The following is a 16,702-nucleotide window of genomic DNA, read 5'->3' on the forward strand; positions in this document are numbered from 1 at the left end:
CAACCTTATGGCCGGATTTCAAAAAAAATGATTTTTATAAAGCGATTGCTTCTTTTCAGCAGAGAGAACGTCGTTTTGGTAAAACAAGTGAGCAGTTAGATCAACAAGAAAAATCTAAAAATCAATAGAATAGTATGTTGCGAAAAGTAACACTTTGTCTTATTTTTGTATATTCATCAGCTTTTATTAATTTATTCGGACAGGAATCTGTAGATTATTCTAATTTACCTGTGATGGACTATTCCAATGCACAAGATTATGTGATTGGTGGAATTAATGTTTCAGGTGTGAAGTTTATGGATGCACAGATATTGGCAAGTATGTCCGGACTGGAAGTCGGACAGAAAATAACAGTTCCTGGTGATGATATTACTAAAGTTGTTGAGAAATTTTGGTCTCAGGGTTTATTTTCAGATGTGAAAGTTATTGCCGAGAAAATAGAAGGGAATATGATTTTTCTTGAGATTTTTCTTCGTGAACGTCCTCGTTTATCAAACTTAACAATTGAAGGTGTTCGGAAAGGAGAAGTAAAGGACCTGACTGAAAAAATCAATGTCAGGCCCAATAGTCAGATTACCGAAAATGTCTTGAATAATATAAGGACCATAATTACAAAACATTACAGGGAAAAAGGATTTTATCAGGTTTCTACTGAGTTTGTCCAGAAGCAGGATACTACTATGGTAAACCGGATAGCATTGAAAGTGATTATTAATAAGCATCAAAAAGTAAAAATTGCCGAGATTGATTTTATCGATAATTCCGAATTTAAAGATATGAGATTACGCCGGGTCATGAAAAAGACCAAGCAATTAAAACGTAATTTTAATATCTTTAAGGGTAAAAAATACATCGAAAATAATCTCAAGGAGGACCGGACAAAATTGGTGGAATTTTATAATGAACATGGATACCGTGATTTTAAAATATTGAATGACTCTATTACCTTTGTCAATAATAAACGTGTTGTATTGCATATCAGGGTAAGTGAGGGGAACAAATATTATTTTCGTAACATTACCTGGGTGGGAAATACCAAATACCCTACAGATATGTTACAAAGGATTCTGGGTTATAAAGAAGGAGACATATATGATCAGATAGGTTTGAATAAACGTCTCAATTATGAAGAAGATGCTGTAAGTTCATTGTATACCAATAATGGTTATCTGTTTTCACAGATCATGCCTGTAGAGTTACGTATTGAAAATGATTCTGTGGATGTTGAAATGCGTATTCATGAAGGAGAGCAGGCTACTATTGATAGGGTAATTATAAAAGGAAACAATAAAACCAATGAACATGTAGTGCGCAGGGAGCTTCGTGTACGTCCGGGAGACCTGTTCAGCAAAGAAAAATTGATGAGGGATGTACGTGAATTAGCCACGCTAGGGCATTTCAACCCCGAAGCATTGCAACCGGATATCCAACCCAATCCGCAAAATGCTACGGTAGACATCGTTTATCCCCTTGAAGAAAAGGCGAATGACCAGTTGGAATTATCGGCGGGATTTGGTGGAGGTATGTTCATCGGTCGCGTAGGGGTACGTTTCAATAACTTTGCCGCTAGTCGTATATTGGATCCTAAAGCCTGGCGTCCGGTTCCTTCAGGAGACGGGCAAACGCTTGGGTTATCCGTTCAATCTAATGGGAAATATTACCAATCATATAATATTACCTTTGTAGAACCATGGTTGGGCGGAAAAAGAAGAAATTCATTTTCGGTTTCGCTGTACCATTCAAAAATTACCAACCAGACATATTATTGGAAATCGGAAGGTCGCGATCAATTTTATAAGACAACAGGTATTACTGTTGGGTTAGGACGTATGTTAAAATGGCCGGATGACTGGTTCTCGTTAAATACGGATATTACTTATATGCGTTATAGAGTACAGGATTGGCCAAGATCAGGCGGATATTATAGTCTTCCTTTCAGCGATGGGACATCTAATAATATAAATTTAGGAATTACATTGGGCCGGAATTCACAAGACCAACCGATTTATCCGAGAAGTGGCTCAAATATTTCTTTAGCATTAAATATAACACCGCCATGGTCGGTTTTTAATAACACAAATTACAAATCGGCTAAAGATTCAGAAAGGTATAAATGGATCGAATACCATAAATGGAAATTCAAAGCAGATTGGTTCCTGAACCTCTTTGATAAACTAGTATTAGCTACTCATTTTCAGTTCGGATACCTGGGATATTTTAACAAAGATGTCGGATATTCTCCTTATGAGGGATTTGACATGGGAGGATCAGGCATGCAGGGATATCAAATTCATGGCATAGAAATTGTTCCTATGAGAGGGTATCAGGATGGTGCATTGACTCCACAGGTAAGCGAATATTACAGTAAAGCCAATATTTATACCAAGGCAAGCCTGGAGTTGCGTTATCCGGTAATCATGCAGCCTGCGTCTACCATATTTGTTGTGGCCTTTGCCGAGGGTGGTAATGCGTGGTATGAGTTCAAGGATTTTAATCCGTTTGATATGAAAAGAACAGCAGGTGTTGGAGTAAGGGCGTTTTTGCCTATGTTTGGAATGTTGGGAGTTGATTGTGGATATGGCTTTGACAGGTTGCCTAATGGAACTGGTAGAAAAGTGGAATTCCAATTCATTCTGGGACAACAATTTTAATAAAAAGAGTAGTTAAAGAAAATTTTCATTCCTTAAAAGAATCATAAGATGAAGAAAGTAATTTTTTTATTTATTTTGGCCGGATTTTCCGCCATGCCGCTTATGGCACAGAAATTTGCATTCGTTGATACCGAATATATATTGAATAATATTCCTGCTTATAAATCTGCACAAGGACAGATTGAGAAATTATCAAGTGAATGGCAAAAAGAAATTGAAGAAAAGTATAGTGAAATAGAGAAGATTTATAAAAATTACCAGGCTGAAAAGGTAATGCTTTCGGATGATATGCGCAAAAAAAGAGAAGATGAGATCATTCAGAAGGAACAGGTGGTGAAAGACCTGCAAAAGAAATATTTCGGGCCTGAAGGAGAGTTGGTAAAAAAACAACAGGAGTTGGTGAAACCTATACAGGATGAGGTATACAAGGCTGTTAAAGAAATGGCTGTTGAAGGAGGATATGCTGCAATTTTTGATACATCTTCAGATGCCAGTGTGTTATATGCCAATCCGAAGCAGGATAGGAGTGATGAAGTTCTTGAAAAATTAGGATATAAGAATTAATTACCTATTTTTGCAACAAAAATTTTAATTCACGATAAATAATGAAGACTTTAATTAAACTTGTATTTGTACTTGCTATCGCTGCTTTTTGTAATAATATTTCTGCCCAGAGTCAGAAGCCGGTCAAGTTAGCCCATATCGATATGGCAGAGCTGATCGGATCGATGCCGGAAAGGGATTCTGCTATGGCTAACTTACAAAAGCTTCAGAAAGAACTGGAAACAGAGTTGGAATCTTTACATGTCGAACGTAACAGGAAGTATGAAGAATACACTAAAAATAATGCAACCTGGACAGCGCTGGTAAAACAATCAAGGGAGGAAGAGATACGTACTATAGAACAGAAAATCAGTGAGTTTCAACAGTCAGCCTATGAAACCCTGCAGCAAGAGCAGGAGAAACTCTTACAACCTGTTATAGAAAAAGCCAATAAAGCCATCGATGTTGTTTCAAGGGAAAACAATATTACTTATGTCTTTAATTCACAGGCTTTAGTATTTAAGGCTGTTGATTCACAGGATATTCTTGAATTGGTACAGAAACAATTAGGTGTTAAGAAATAATAATATAGTTGATATAATAACAAAAAACACGAACATTTTTGTTCGTGTTTTTTGTTATTATACAGGAAGTCAGATTATCTGATTGTTTGATAAGAAAAAATACTTTCTGATCCATCACACAAATTTATGTGATCGAAAAATCAAAACAACTGCAACTGTCTACCCAATTCTTCCCCATGGTATAAATCTTTGTCTGATTTTAGTTAATATACAAGCTTGTTGTTTTAAATAAAAAAAGCCGACCATTTTGGCCGGCTTTGTGGTACCACTCGGGATCGAACCAAGGACACACGGATTTTCAGTCCGTTGCTCTACCTACTGAGCTATGGTACCTTTTTGACGGTGCAAAGGTAAAAAGAGTTTTCTAAACCGCAAGCAGTTCAAGGTATTTTTTAATAAAATTTGATCCTATAATTTTGATTTGACTGATTGATAGTGAAATGAGTCGGTTGTTATTTAAATGCATTATTCAGCTCTCCATAGCGTTGTCTTTTCATAGTAGCAGATAAGAGCCGTTTTAACAATCTGACTGTTTGATCCCATAAGTGAGTATATTATACTATTGTTATTAATTAAGTTGACAATTATAGTCTTAATTTCTTTTACTTATCTTAGGTCAGGTATTTTCTTTTTATTTTCCTAAGTTCAAAAGGTGCAGTTATGAAATCTTTGATTTTTAATTTAGAACCACCGATATCTACCCATTTAAAAAGAGGGTATTCATAGATTTTGTTTATTGCATTATCTTTTCCCAGATACTGAATATATCGAGCCAAAATTTCTACATCAAAAAACCATTTTGTAATAAAAACATCATTAAAAAGAACCGGAATAACAGATCGTTTAAATAATTTAGCCCCACATTGTGTATCATAAACAGGTAGATCAATCATAGTAGAAACGACAGTTGCAAAAATACGTCCGAGATAATGCCGTTTCCGGTTTCTTTTTACTTCGGCGCCAAGGCGCATTAACCTAAGACCGGTTACAATATCAAAGTTATTTTCTACAGCCTGGTCAATAAAAGAAGGTATTTCATAAAGTGGTGTTGCAAGATCGGCATCCCAGAATCCGATAAAGTCAGATTCAAAGTTTTCATATGCATGTATCATGCCTAAACGTACGGCTTCTGCTTTCCCATAATTTTTTCCCAGGTTAAGCAAATGAAACCGACTACATTCGGCCGTTATTTTTGTAAGTATTGTTAAGGTATCATCAGAACTGCCGTCGTTTACAAATAAAAACCGGATATGGGGATTGGTTTTTATGAACTCAATAAAAGAAACAGGAGATAATCTTTTGCTTTCATTGTAGCAAGGTATTATGCAAATTCCGGTAATACCTACCCCTCGATCCTGTTCATATTCACCCATTTCCCTAACTAACTTCATTTGCCAAAATTACATTTTTTTCTTAAACATTCTCTTAGAATATAAGTTTATATCATCGAGCAGTGGGAGAGGGTTTGCCCCTGATTTTTCCTGTGTACCGGGTAGGACGATCCGGAATACAAACAGGATAAATCAGAGAGTAAAACATAACTTCTCCCATCTAAGATCAATTATTTAAAGAGATAGAAATGTGAGGCATGCTCCGGATCATATAAAGGATTATGATATTTTTCTGCAAAGTATATAAGTTGAAAGCCCCGGAATATTTATCCTGAGTGATTTAAGGATTCTGGAAAAAAAATAATCCAACAGCAAGATTTTTTCAAAGATATAAGACAGCGCCTTTTTACCATTCCAATCTCCAACTCCTTTCACATTTTTATTTTCAGATGTAAAATTTTGATGAACTTTTTGGATTAACCTGGGAAAAAGAAGGGATGAAAAAAAATAACCGCCGGCAATATAGGTCAATCCCGCGTTTTTGATACATCTTTCAAGCGAATGTTGTGAATACCTACGATAATGCCCTAACCATTTATCATGTTCACAATATAAAGATTGATAGGCCGGTACAGTAATCATAAAAACAGTATCCTGATTTATGTAATCATTTGTAGAGAGTGATTTTAAAAATCCAACATCATTTTCGATGTGCTCTATCACATCCAACAGGAAAACAACAGAAGCCGGTTTGCTATGAGGTATGTGTATTTCTTTTAAATCTTTATAAAAAGTAATATTGTAAGATTTGTATTTTTCAGTTAAAGAAGATATGAGTTTATCATCATATGCAGTATCTACAGCTATTAATTTAAAGCCAGGATATGAATTTGAAAATTGAGTAAGAAAAAAGACATCACCACTACCAATATCCAAAGCAACACCATTATCAATATTCCGGATATATTTTTTTATAATATTATTAACGACTTTACTACGGGCATATTCCCAGGGATGATTTTGTTTATTATTACTATGCCCCGGAACATTTAATTCTTTAATATCCATGAAAAATTATGATTTACCATGCAAATATAAAGTTTATTCAATATTATTAAGTTTGTAAAGATAGATATCCCATAAGGAGTGATCATCTTCAAATTTTTTACATAATTTTATTTGTAATTCATCTGAGTTTTCAATGGGTAGAGCAGAAAATATATATTTTCCTCCCATTGCTTTTATTTTCATAATGTTGATATCAAGTTGCTTTATACTTAGCCCACATTCTTTTAAACACATTTGCTTACAACTTCTCTCCAATTCATCGCTGAATAGGTAACATCGGCCGCCCCAATTATCAAAATATTTTTTTAATTCATTATTTTTCAATAATTCAGTTTCAATTATTTCCCTGAATTCCTGCTTATATCTTAAGAGGTAATTGTTCTGATAGCTATCTAAGGTGAAAAAACCATTGTATTGCGCGATGGCGGGATGAATGCCTAAACTAACGATCCTATATTCTTTCTTTTGAAGACCAATATGCCGGGATATCTCAGAAAATAAATCAGATGCATAAAAATCACAAAAACTGGGATAGTTGTACTTTACCTGTTCTTTAGCAAACAACTTTTCATAATTGATAGTTAATTCCTTGTTTGAATATATAATAACAACGAATTGGATGGTTATAAGAGAGTATAAGACATATTTTGGGATCCTATTATAGGTATATATAATAGTAACTGCTAATAAAATAAACCATAAGAAAGGATTGAAAAAAAAGAACCTTCCAATCTGGAAAGATAAGGTGATATTAAATGTATTCTGAAGGATATAACAGATAAGTGGGTACACCGCTTTTAAAGCAGTAATCAGTGCTATGGCAAGAATAAGTGAAATAATCACTTTCTTTTGTCCCGGTTTGATTTTCATAAAAAACAAAACGAGCAAAGCATATAAGAATATGGGAATCGTGTTAAATAAAGAGGCGTGATATTGTCCGGTAAAAAAGGTAATTATGAATTGTCTCGCTATGTTTTCAAAGGAATATGGTTCAAATATCCATGCAGTTCGAAAAGAAACATATTCTCCCGGATCCAGAAACCCTTTTATTGTAATGAAATTTGCAATGATAAAACAGGCGGTCAATAATCCTATGCCTATATGGTATTGCACACTTGTATTTCTATTTTTAGTGATCAACAGATAAATTCCAAAAACAACCAGTATTGATAAAATAAAAGGACCAATCAGTGCAAAATGTGAGTAAAATGGAAATAAGGCAATCACCATCCAGCTAATCAAATATTTCCGGTGATTGGCTAAATTCAGGAATGACCAGATAAGGATCGGTTGCCCGGTTACGGTTAACCCGAATAGTGGGTATAAGGGTATCATTGAGAATATCACTGCCAATATGATCACTATATTCTTATTATACTGTTTCATCAGGTAATCTTTCAAAAAAAGATATAATCCAATGAAACCGATTAAACGAACCAATATAGAATTGATTATATAAGCCCAGAAGGAAGGAAACAGGTAAAAGAGGAAACGGATAAAACTAAATTCGGAATGAAAGAATTTTTTTGGTAATCCATTCATTACATTATAAATGAGCTGATCACCATCAAAACCGGATAGCGAACCTGTGATTTTTAGTAGGTGTAAATATACAAATTCACTATCCAGATTATCATGAATTATCAGATAGGCATTGGTGCCGAGAAGAAAAAAAGGTAATCCGATTATGGTAATAATGAAAAGAATGCAGTATGTGCTTTTTATTGGGATGTATTTACCTTTTTGCATAAAAATATCACGTAATTTAAATGCTATCATTTTTGATAAAAATGGACAAAAGTAAAATATTCCTGACGAAAAAATGAACCAACTCTAATTTATATGGTGCATTGACCGTTTCATCGTTTCATTTTTCCCATGGCAACGTATCAAAATCCAGTTTTACAACCATTACTGTATTGGCCATTTCATTTGCCGGGAGATCCCGTAAACGTAACACAGGTTGTTGTGACACATGATCGGTGGGTGTCAGGTTAACTATAGTTTCAATCCTACGGCCATCATTAAGTAATGTCGCTTTTACGGGGCGTTTTTTTAATGGTGGAAGTTTTACACTGTTTCCTTGCTGGTCCTTATTCAGGTGAACATAAACCGTATTATTGCGTTGGGTAAGCATAATATTTCGGTTAGCGGTATATTGTGAGGCCGGCTGAACATCTTCCAATGACTCTTTTACTGAACGGTACCATTTTCCGATACGCTTTAAAATGGCTTCATTTTCCGTAGATATGATACCTTCAGCCGTTGGGCCGATATTCAGCAGGTAATTGGCGTCACGGCAAAGATAACGATCGATGCTTCGTAGTAAATGACGATCCGTATAATAATCTTCATCCGAGCGATATCCCCAGCTTTCTATTCCAATGGATTGACAGGCTTCCGTAGGTCTTGTAAAAGCTATAATGTCGTCTTTCTGAAAATCCCTTTCAGGTGTTCCGAAGTCGCCTTCATCAAATCCACGGTTATTAATCACAGCATCAGGCTGTAGCTTTCTTATCATATCATTGATAGCCGGATCTTTATGTTCCGGAACATTCATGTCCCACCAGAAACCGTTTATTTTTCCGTAATTGGTACAAAGTTCACGAACCTGTGCTTTTAAAAATTCAAGATATTCAAGCCAATTAGGATTATCCCCTTTCTGAGGAGGGAGTTCATGATGACGGCCTTCATTCGGGTATTTGGGATGATTCCAGTCGGCAATAGAATAATATAAAGATAAAGGAATATTCCGTTTATGGCATGCATCTGCCAACATTCCCAATATATCCCGCTTATATGGAGTATTCATTACATTGAAGGAAGTATATTTAGTATCCCACATGCAAAAACCGTCATGGTGCTTGGTTGTAAAACAAATATATTTCATACCTCCTTCCTGCATAATGTCCAGCCATTTTTCAGGATTAAATTTTTTAGGATTCCATTGTCCGGCTAATTGCATATACTGGGAACGTTCTACTTTTGCACGCCATTGATATTGTTCATGCCAGGCAGGGATTGCATATAATCCCCAGTGTATGAACATCCCAAATCGTTTTTCGAAAAACCAGTCCCGCCCGTCACCGAATCGCTTAATAGTGTCATTACCGGCAATAAACCTATCCGGAATAGAAGTGAATTCATGTATAGCTAGCGGGGAAAAAGCGGTTGCAAGAATACCAGATGCAGTATAGCGGAGGAAATTTCTTCTTTTCATAAGACTGGTTTATTTGGAATAAATGCGAAAATAGATAAATATTTATAAATATACAGAGCTGAAATCAGAAATGGTGTTTTATAAATTGAAATGTCAAAAGTATAAGTATTACATCTGTTTTTGGAAAAAAGCGAAAAAAACACTATTTTTGCATATATACATATCTAACACCCTCTTTCTTTCATTAGAGATAGTGTTATATCTCACTTAATACCGGGAATAGGTCATGAGAATGACAGGTACTTGTTGAGATACCCGTTTAACCTGAAAAATGTTGAAAACCATGAAATATCAATCTTACCAATTGCATAATTATACATCCATATCAGGCATTGAAAAATTGCCGGCTGCAGATCGTAAAGCGATTGAAATAGCCGGACGGGTACTACCCTTCAAAGCGAATAATTATGTTACCGAACAACTTATTAACTGGGATAATATTCCCGAAGATCCTATTTTCACGCTTTGTTTTCCACGTAAAGATCTTTTGAAAAAAGAACATTATGATTCTATTGAACATCTGGTGGAAAAGGGGGCTCCGGTGAGTCAAATAAAAGAAATGGTTAAATCGATCCGGCAGACATTGAATCCTAATCCGGCCGGACAGCATTTGAATGTTCCCATGATCGGACGTACTAAACTAAACGGGGTACAGCATAAATACCGTGAAACCGTGCTCTTTTTTCCTAGCCAGGGACAAACCTGCCATGCATATTGTACGTTTTGTTTTCGATGGCCCCAGTTTTCCGGTATGGAAGGGATGCGGTTCGCTATGAAGGAAACGGAACTGTTGGTAGAATATTTACGAAAACACCGTGAAGTGACGGATCTCTTATTTACAGGTGGTGATCCATTAACCATGAGTACTTCCCATATTACCAACTATATAAATGCATTGCTGGACAATGATTTGTTTAATATCCAGACGATACGATTTGGTACAAAATCACTGGCGTACTGGCCATATCGTTTTCTTACAGATCCGGATGCTGATGAATTGTTGCGGTTATTTGAAAAAATAGTCCGGCAGGGGAAAAACCTGGCAATTATGGCCCATTTTAACCATCCGGTAGAATTAACCACAGACGCTGTTCAGGAGGCAATACGACGTGTTCGTTCTACAGGTGCTCAAATACGAACGCAATCTCCACTGCTTAAGCATATCAATGACGATCCTGACTTATGGGCTGAAATGTGGCGGAAACAGGTAAACCTAAATTGTATCCCTTATTATATGTTTATAGCAAGAGATACAGGAGCCAAGGATTTTTTTGATATTCCGTTAGTAGATTGTTGGGATATTTTCCGTAAGGCCTACCAGCAAGTAAGTGGAGTATGTCGTACAGTCCGTGGTCCAAGTATGAGTGCAACTCCCGGAAAGATCCAGGTATTGGGTGTGAGTGAAGTAAGAGGGGAAAAGGTATTTGTACTGAGGTTTTTGCAGGGACGTAATCCCGATTGGGTAGGTCGTCCGTTTTTTGCCAAATATGATTCGGCCGCTACATGGTTAAATATGTTACAACCGGCCTTCGGAGAACAGAAATTTTTCTTTGAAGATGAATTAGAACGTTTGTATAAAGAAGATTATCACCATAGCGAAGCTAAGAATTTTGAATAATCAATTTTTGTCCTTAGTCAAAAAGGAGCAGGTAAAAACAAAAGGGCGGTTCTCTCGAACGGCCCTTTTTTCATTACTAAACATTTTACTATTTGATAACTATGAGAGATCTTTTATATGGTTATTTCATGAATTGAAATATTGATATATCACGATTTATTTTCATTACAAAGATGCAATATTCATTACAATATTACAAACATTATTGATAAAAAAATGGAAAAAAACTAAGACAGCATGCCTGTTAAATTATTCAGGTTTCATCTTTAAGGCAAACTGTTTTCCGAATTCTACCAATTGTTGGGATTTTTCTTCTCCCGGGTTAAACCTGCCTTTATACCCATCTTGCAGCACTTTTAATTTCAATCCGGTGAGATTACTTTCAATGATACTAACGGCTTCCCCACTCCAGCCGTAGGAACCAAAAGCAGCAGCTGGTTTACCTTTATCTCTTAACGGGTTGATTGTTGCAAATAGCTTATAGATAGGTAATAATGTATTTTGATTAATGGTCGGTGAGCCGACGATTAAAGCATCGGATCTTGTTACAGCAGCTTCGAGATCGCCAAGTAGCGCAAATTCAATATCCATCAACTCAATTTCATATTCACCTACTTGCTCTATTCCTTGTTTGACCCATTCTGCCATATATTTGGTATAGCCGTATGCTGACACATAGGTAATTAATATCCTATTGTTTTTACCTTCTGTTACAGATATATAATCGCTGGCTAGTTTTTCACTTTTTGAAACAATCTCTTTCCATGTTTTACGAAGGATCGGTCCATGACCTGTACAGATCATATGGATATTTAACGGCGCAATTTTTTCAATGGCCTTTAACATAAATTTACTGTATGGCCTGAGGATGCAATCAAAATAGTATACAAAGGCATCTTCATATTCTTCCTTATCGGTGATCAGGTCATCAAAAATGGGTTCAAAGCTATAGTGGGCGCCGAATGAATCGCAAGTAAACAAAAGTTGGTCTTCTTCCAGGTAGGTATACATTGTATCCGGCCAATGAAGATTCGGGGCTCCGATAAAACGAAGTGTCTTGTTGCCTAAATTCAAAGTATCCCCGTCTTTCACCTTTAAGGATTTAAAGGGACGGTTCATGATTTCGTTCAGATAGTTTAAAGCTTGTCCTGTTCCGACAACGGTAGCGTTAATTGCCAGATCAAGTAAGGCTGATAAGCTTCCGGAATGATCAGGTTCCGTATGATCCATGATGATATACTCAATTTCTTCCGGGTTACATACGGATTTCACTTTATCCAGGTATTCCTCGGTATATGTGTTCTTAACTGTTTCTACAAGTGTTTTTTTCCCGGCATTAATGAAATAAGCATTGTATGTGGTACCATATTTGGTCTCCATTACAATATCAAATACCTTTAAATCAGGATCAAGTACCCCAATCCATTTCACATCAGGGGTTACATCTAGTATTCTGTTGTTCATAAGCTCATTCTTTTACTGAAACAACAAAGGTAAACTAAACATTCAAAAATTACAATACCAATCATTCAATAGTCTGCATATGAGTGATGATGAATAGGCTGGCATCATTTTTGTAAAAATTCCATGGGGAATTTAATTGTATTATTAATTAAAACAGAAATATAATGAAAACAATCAGAAACTTATTATTTTTAGTTGCATTAGCTCCGGTTTTTTTTATTTCCTGTAATGACGATAAAGATGACAACACCTACGGCATAAGTGTTGGAATGGTGGAAAACCCGGATGGGAAAAACCAGTTTTTCATCGACACTGATAAAGGAAATAGATTATTTGTGAAAGAATCCAGGGTTCCTTACACCCCTAAGGATAGTCAACGTGTAGTGACCAGGTTTGTTATTCTTTCTGAAAAAGAAGCAGGAAGTGGGTATAATTATGATGTAGCCTTATTCGATTATTACAATATCCTGACTAAGAATATTTTTAATATTACTTCCGCAACCCAGGATAGCATTGGTAATGATCCTATTAGTATTTCTGATGTATGGGTCAGCAATGATTATCTGAATGTTGAATTCAATTACCTTGGCTACAGCAGGTCTCATTTCATCAATTTGGTATCAGACAGTGAAAAAACCTATGATGACGGAAAAGTACATTTGGAATTCAGGCATAATGCTAATGGCGATATGGCTAACCGGTGGTTCTGGGGTATCGCGTCATTTAATTTGAAAACGCTTCAGGAAGAAGGTAAAACATCATTGGATCTGGTAATACATAATCAAAATTATGATGGTGTAAGAACCTATGAAAGGAAATATACTTTTGGAGAAGCTTTGGAACAAACTTCATTGGAAATCGACCAGGATCAGGGTATAATCGAATAATTGACTTGGTCCTGTCACATTGTGAAAGGATATCATAAAAAATCCTGGCTAAAGTTTAGTCAGGATTTTTTTTATTCGGTGCGTTAACTTAGCCGGAAATATTAAAATTTTTGTTTTAAGACCATGACTTCCAGTTCTGCTTTTCCTTCAACAGCTTTTACAAATTCCTGGAAATGGGCACTATTGTTATGTGTATTAATGGCATCCTGAGATTTCCATTTTTCCACAAATGTGAATTTCAGAGGATCCTGTGTGTTTTCATATAAGCCGTATGATATATTGCCGGGTTCTTTACGTGTCGCATTTACAATCACTTGGAACGTCTTCATCAATTCGTCTTTGAATTCAGGATTTATAGTAACATTGGCAACAATAGTTAACTCATTGCCTGTACTAACGTTATCTTCCACATTTTTTACCGGAGTATCCGAAGATCCACAACTCATTAAAATATATACAGACAGAAATAAGAGAATGAAATTTTTTAATTTATTTTTCATGGTATTTATTAGTTTGAGTATCTATTTTGTAAAAAAAATAATAATTATATGCAAATGTACTTATTGTTTAGGAAAATCACAAATATGTTTTTTCCTTTAATGAACTAAAGCTTATCTACAGGCACAATCTCTTTGAATCCAGATAAAGACTTTTCCTCTTTCCCGATTAACTAATGGTCCAACAACCTTCTGATATTAATTTGATCTTTGATTTAAGGATAATAAATAATTATCAATTAAACCATTTCCAGCAATAACTTTACCAGTTCTTCATTTTCTTTTTCCGTCGCTATGTCCAGTGCTGTTTTGCCATCGTTGTTGACAGCGTCGGCTTTTACATCACCAAAATCTATCATTAACTGCGCAAATGTCCGGGCTGCATTTTTATCACTGTTTTCCGCTGCATACATCAACGGCGTTTTTCCGTATTTATCACACACATCGGTTTTGGCTTCATTTTCGAGTAGGGAAATAGCTATATTTTCCATTTCTTTAAGGTCCCTGCTGTTTACAACCATCATCAGCGCTGTTTGTCCGTCAAGATTAGCCATATTTACGTCACAAGGAGTATTGATCAGTTCTTCCACCAGTTCCGTTTTCCTGTAATTTTTACATGCCAGGATCAATGCGGTATTTGACTGGTCGTCAACAGAAGCGTTGACATCCATTCCTGCCTTCAATAGCATATTGAATATATCCAGTTCGTCTTTATAGGTGTAGCTGTGGTTTATTGCTGAACCGGCACCGTTGATCAGCGACCACATAGCAGTATGGCCATGTTCACCTGCCTTGAAATTAGGATCGGCACCTCCTTCCAGCAATACTTTTACGCATTCGTTGTTTACCAGTCCACAAGCCATTGCCAGCGGAGTTTTCCCTTCGAACCGGTATTCGGTATTCACCTCATTAATATCAACTCCTCCCATATCGATCAATGCTTTCACTGCCGTCGGATCATTCTTTTTCACAGCCTGGAACAAGGTCATACCACCGGCAGCCAGGACTTGTTCATTATCTACATCTTCACCTTTGAGGAATGCAGCTATCTTCTTGGCATCGGATTCTACAGCATAATACAGCGGATCGTTTCCGTATTTGTCTTTTGCATCAACGTCAAGACCCACTTCAACCAAAGATTTTACAACTTTGAAATAATCTTCGACATGCTTTACGTTTCTATTGTAATCTTTGATGGTACTTTCGGTTCTTTCTTCTTCCACCCTTCTCCAACTGTCGCTTAAATTGTCTGGAATGGGCTTCAGGTTGTCAAATCTTTCCTTTGCATATTTCAGGGAGGAAAATGCATGGCGTATTTCCTTGGCAGCTATGTGTAATGCAGTATAACCTTCATTGGTGGTTCCGGTAAGTTTTGCCCCGGAATCGATCAACGCCTGTATCATTGGATAATTACCATTTTTAGCTGCTACATGATAACGGTCTGTCCGCTGTCATCCTTGCGTAATACGCTCACTTTGGCTTCATAGAGACTTTTGGCTGCGTGGTATAACTGTTCGTCCGGCGCTTTATTATACCGGCACTCACTCAATTCAGCCAGAGCATGTAACGGATTATCACCGTAATCATTGGTTACTGCCGATTTTGCCCCACCTTCCAGTAAAATATCGATGGCCCCGGCATCGCCGAAGCTTGCTGCCAGATGGAGCAATGAACGCTTACCGTTGTTCTCATCCCGGATATCTTTATCTTCAACCTGACGGTATAATTCATGTATTTCTTCAACTGATTTATGCGAACTGTAAGCCGATTTGATGTCATAGAATACTTTACTCATATTTTTATGCTATTGGTAATTATTTATTTGATTCTCATATTTTCCCACTCTTGGCGACTCTTATCGAATCTGTGGAATACCTGATATAATTACGTAATCTGTTTTAAAATGTTACTAAAACATATCTTAGAACGACCCATTTTGAAAATGTGAATTACTTACTATTAAAATTATGAGGAAGATACCGGGTATCATTGTAAAAAAATACGGAACACCCGAACAATAACCCAATAATCACGTAAAAGAAAATATGATTATTAAATTCGCTCAAACAAGATCAACAAAATAAGGATATGCTGATAGGAAAACCGAATACCTCTTTTGTGGGACATAAACCTGATGAAACTGCCATTAATGATATGGAATTTTGTGCTGTATTGTTAGATCGTGGACAATCTGTGGAAGCCTGGACTTTGTTACACCGGCAGGCAGAAAGTATACCATCACAGTTCAATAAAGCCATATGTCTTATCAGGGTAGAAGAATATGCATCTGCTTTACCACTTCTGGAACAGGTATTGGGAATACTGGCACAAACGCCACAGGGATTGAAAACCCCTGAATCTCCTTCTTTAAGGACAATACAGGATGTTCAGGCTACGACAAAGGCATATACGGAGGCCATTACTTTTAAGTATGCTGAACTTTTTCCTGAAACATTGAAAGATTCGGTATTAAGGATGATGGTCGATTGCCATGCAGCATTGGGTAATCATAATAAAGTACTTGAAATAGGTACTCCGTTGAAAAGTAAAGGTTATCAGAATGTAATAGATGCAATAAAGAAAGTAGAATTGTAAAAATAAACACCAGTATGAGTACATACAAAGAAATAGAAAGTGCTTATAAGCAAAACATGTTTGCCCGTGAAGGGAAAAAGGAAAGTTTGGTTGACCTTTACCAGTCTCTGGAAGATAAAAGTATCACCGCTGATGGTGAGAAAAATCTCCATCACCTGGCAGCCCGTTTCTTTGACTACCAGGCTATTGAATATCTGATAGATGAAAGAGTAAAGCCCCGTGCCGATGATTCAGGGAATACTCC

General features: G+C 36.3%; 16 protein-coding genes and 1 tRNA gene. 8 read left to right on the plus strand and 9 right to left on the minus strand.

What is annotated here, in order from left to right:
• The 4 genes from LBQ60_13020 to LBQ60_13035 all read left to right on the plus strand — a co-directional run.
• On the plus strand, positions 1 to 128 hold a 128-nt coding region (locus LBQ60_13020), incomplete at its 5' end, for an undecaprenyl diphosphate synthase family protein (GenBank protein ID MDR2038838.1).
• A 6-nt stretch (positions 129 to 134) separates the two neighbouring features.
• A complete protein-coding gene (bamA, locus tag LBQ60_13025; GenBank protein MDR2038839.1) occupies positions 135 to 2,651 on the plus strand; it encodes an outer membrane protein assembly factor BamA in 2,517 nt (838 codons plus the stop codon).
• Positions 2,652 to 2,699: 48 nt separating this feature from the next.
• On the plus strand, positions 2,700 to 3,215 hold the full coding sequence (locus tag LBQ60_13030) for an OmpH family outer membrane protein (GenBank protein MDR2038840.1): 516 nt from the start codon (positions 2,700 to 2,702) through the stop codon (positions 3,213 to 3,215).
• 41 nt (positions 3,216 to 3,256) lie between these two features.
• Positions 3,257 to 3,778, plus strand: a complete 522-nt coding sequence (locus LBQ60_13035; protein ID MDR2038841.1) for an OmpH family outer membrane protein — start codon at positions 3,257 to 3,259, stop codon at positions 3,776 to 3,778.
• 260 nt (positions 3,779 to 4,038) lie between these two features.
• Here the strand turns inward: LBQ60_13035 and LBQ60_13040 are convergent.
• From LBQ60_13040 to LBQ60_13060, 5 genes are all read right to left on the minus strand, one after another.
• Positions 4,039 to 4,111, minus strand: a tRNA-Phe gene (locus tag LBQ60_13040).
• 278 nt (positions 4,112 to 4,389) lie between these two features.
• Complete coding sequence (locus LBQ60_13045; GenBank protein MDR2038842.1) at positions 4,390 to 5,169, minus strand: glycosyltransferase family 2 protein; 780 nt, start codon at positions 5,167 to 5,169, stop codon at positions 4,390 to 4,392.
• Positions 5,170 to 5,388: 219 nt separating this feature from the next.
• Positions 5,389 to 6,177, minus strand: coding sequence for a class I SAM-dependent methyltransferase (locus LBQ60_13050; protein MDR2038843.1), 789 nt, complete (start codon positions 6,175 to 6,177; stop codon positions 5,389 to 5,391).
• A gap of 33 nt (positions 6,178 to 6,210) precedes the next feature.
• Entirely contained in the window at positions 6,211 to 7,956 is a 1,746-nt protein-coding gene (locus LBQ60_13055) for a DUF6044 family protein (GenBank protein ID MDR2038844.1), read from the minus strand.
• An 88-nt stretch (positions 7,957 to 8,044) separates the two neighbouring features.
• Positions 8,045 to 9,397, minus strand: coding sequence for an alpha-L-fucosidase (locus tag LBQ60_13060; protein ID MDR2038845.1), 1,353 nt, complete (start codon positions 9,395 to 9,397; stop codon positions 8,045 to 8,047).
• A gap of 283 nt (positions 9,398 to 9,680) precedes the next feature.
• Between LBQ60_13060 and LBQ60_13065 the strand changes: the two genes are divergently transcribed.
• On the plus strand, positions 9,681 to 11,015 hold the full coding sequence (locus tag LBQ60_13065) for a lysine 2,3-aminomutase (protein ID MDR2038846.1): 1,335 nt from the start codon (positions 9,681 to 9,683) through the stop codon (positions 11,013 to 11,015).
• Between the two features lie 249 nt (positions 11,016 to 11,264).
• Here LBQ60_13065 and LBQ60_13070 read toward each other — a convergent pair whose 3' ends face one another.
• On the minus strand, positions 11,265 to 12,479 hold the full coding sequence (locus LBQ60_13070; protein ID MDR2038847.1) for an FprA family A-type flavoprotein: 1,215 nt from the start codon (positions 12,477 to 12,479) through the stop codon (positions 11,265 to 11,267).
• A gap of 164 nt (positions 12,480 to 12,643) precedes the next feature.
• Here LBQ60_13070 and LBQ60_13075 point away from each other — a divergent pair, with 164 nt between their 5' ends.
• Positions 12,644 to 13,366: a NigD-like protein gene (locus LBQ60_13075; GenBank protein MDR2038848.1), complete on the plus strand. Its 723-nt coding sequence runs from the start codon at positions 12,644 to 12,646 to the stop codon at positions 13,364 to 13,366.
• 101 nt (positions 13,367 to 13,467) lie between these two features.
• Here the strand turns inward: LBQ60_13075 and LBQ60_13080 are convergent, their stop codons facing one another.
• The 3 genes from LBQ60_13080 to LBQ60_13090 all read right to left on the minus strand — a co-directional run bounded on the left by LBQ60_13080 (position 13,468) and on the right by LBQ60_13090 (position 15,658).
• Positions 13,468 to 13,866, minus strand: coding sequence for an antibiotic biosynthesis monooxygenase (locus LBQ60_13080; protein MDR2038849.1), 399 nt, complete (start codon positions 13,864 to 13,866; stop codon positions 13,468 to 13,470).
• A 236-nt stretch (positions 13,867 to 14,102) separates the two neighbouring features.
• Positions 14,103 to 15,266 (minus strand): ankyrin repeat domain-containing protein, encoded by a 1,164-nt coding sequence (locus LBQ60_13085; protein ID MDR2038850.1) that lies wholly within the window; start codon positions 15,264 to 15,266, stop codon positions 14,103 to 14,105.
• 23 nt (positions 15,267 to 15,289) lie between these two features.
• The gene (locus LBQ60_13090; GenBank protein ID MDR2038851.1) at positions 15,290 to 15,658 is read right to left on the minus strand and encodes an ankyrin repeat domain-containing protein; all 369 of its coding nucleotides are present in this window, start codon (positions 15,656 to 15,658) and stop codon (positions 15,290 to 15,292) included.
• 293 nt (positions 15,659 to 15,951) lie between these two features.
• Here LBQ60_13090 and LBQ60_13095 point away from each other — a divergent pair, with 293 nt between their 5' ends.
• The gene (locus LBQ60_13095; protein MDR2038852.1) at positions 15,952 to 16,458 is read left to right on the plus strand and encodes a hypothetical protein; all 507 of its coding nucleotides are present in this window, start codon (positions 15,952 to 15,954) and stop codon (positions 16,456 to 16,458) included.
• A gap of 14 nt (positions 16,459 to 16,472) precedes the next feature.
• Positions 16,473 to 16,702: hypothetical protein (locus LBQ60_13100; protein ID MDR2038853.1), on the plus strand; the 230-nt coding region annotated here is incomplete at its 3' end.

It is taken from the genome of Bacteroidales bacterium (assembly GCA_031275285.1).
Classification (GTDB): domain Bacteria; phylum Bacteroidota; class Bacteroidia; order Bacteroidales; family UBA4181; genus JAIRLS01.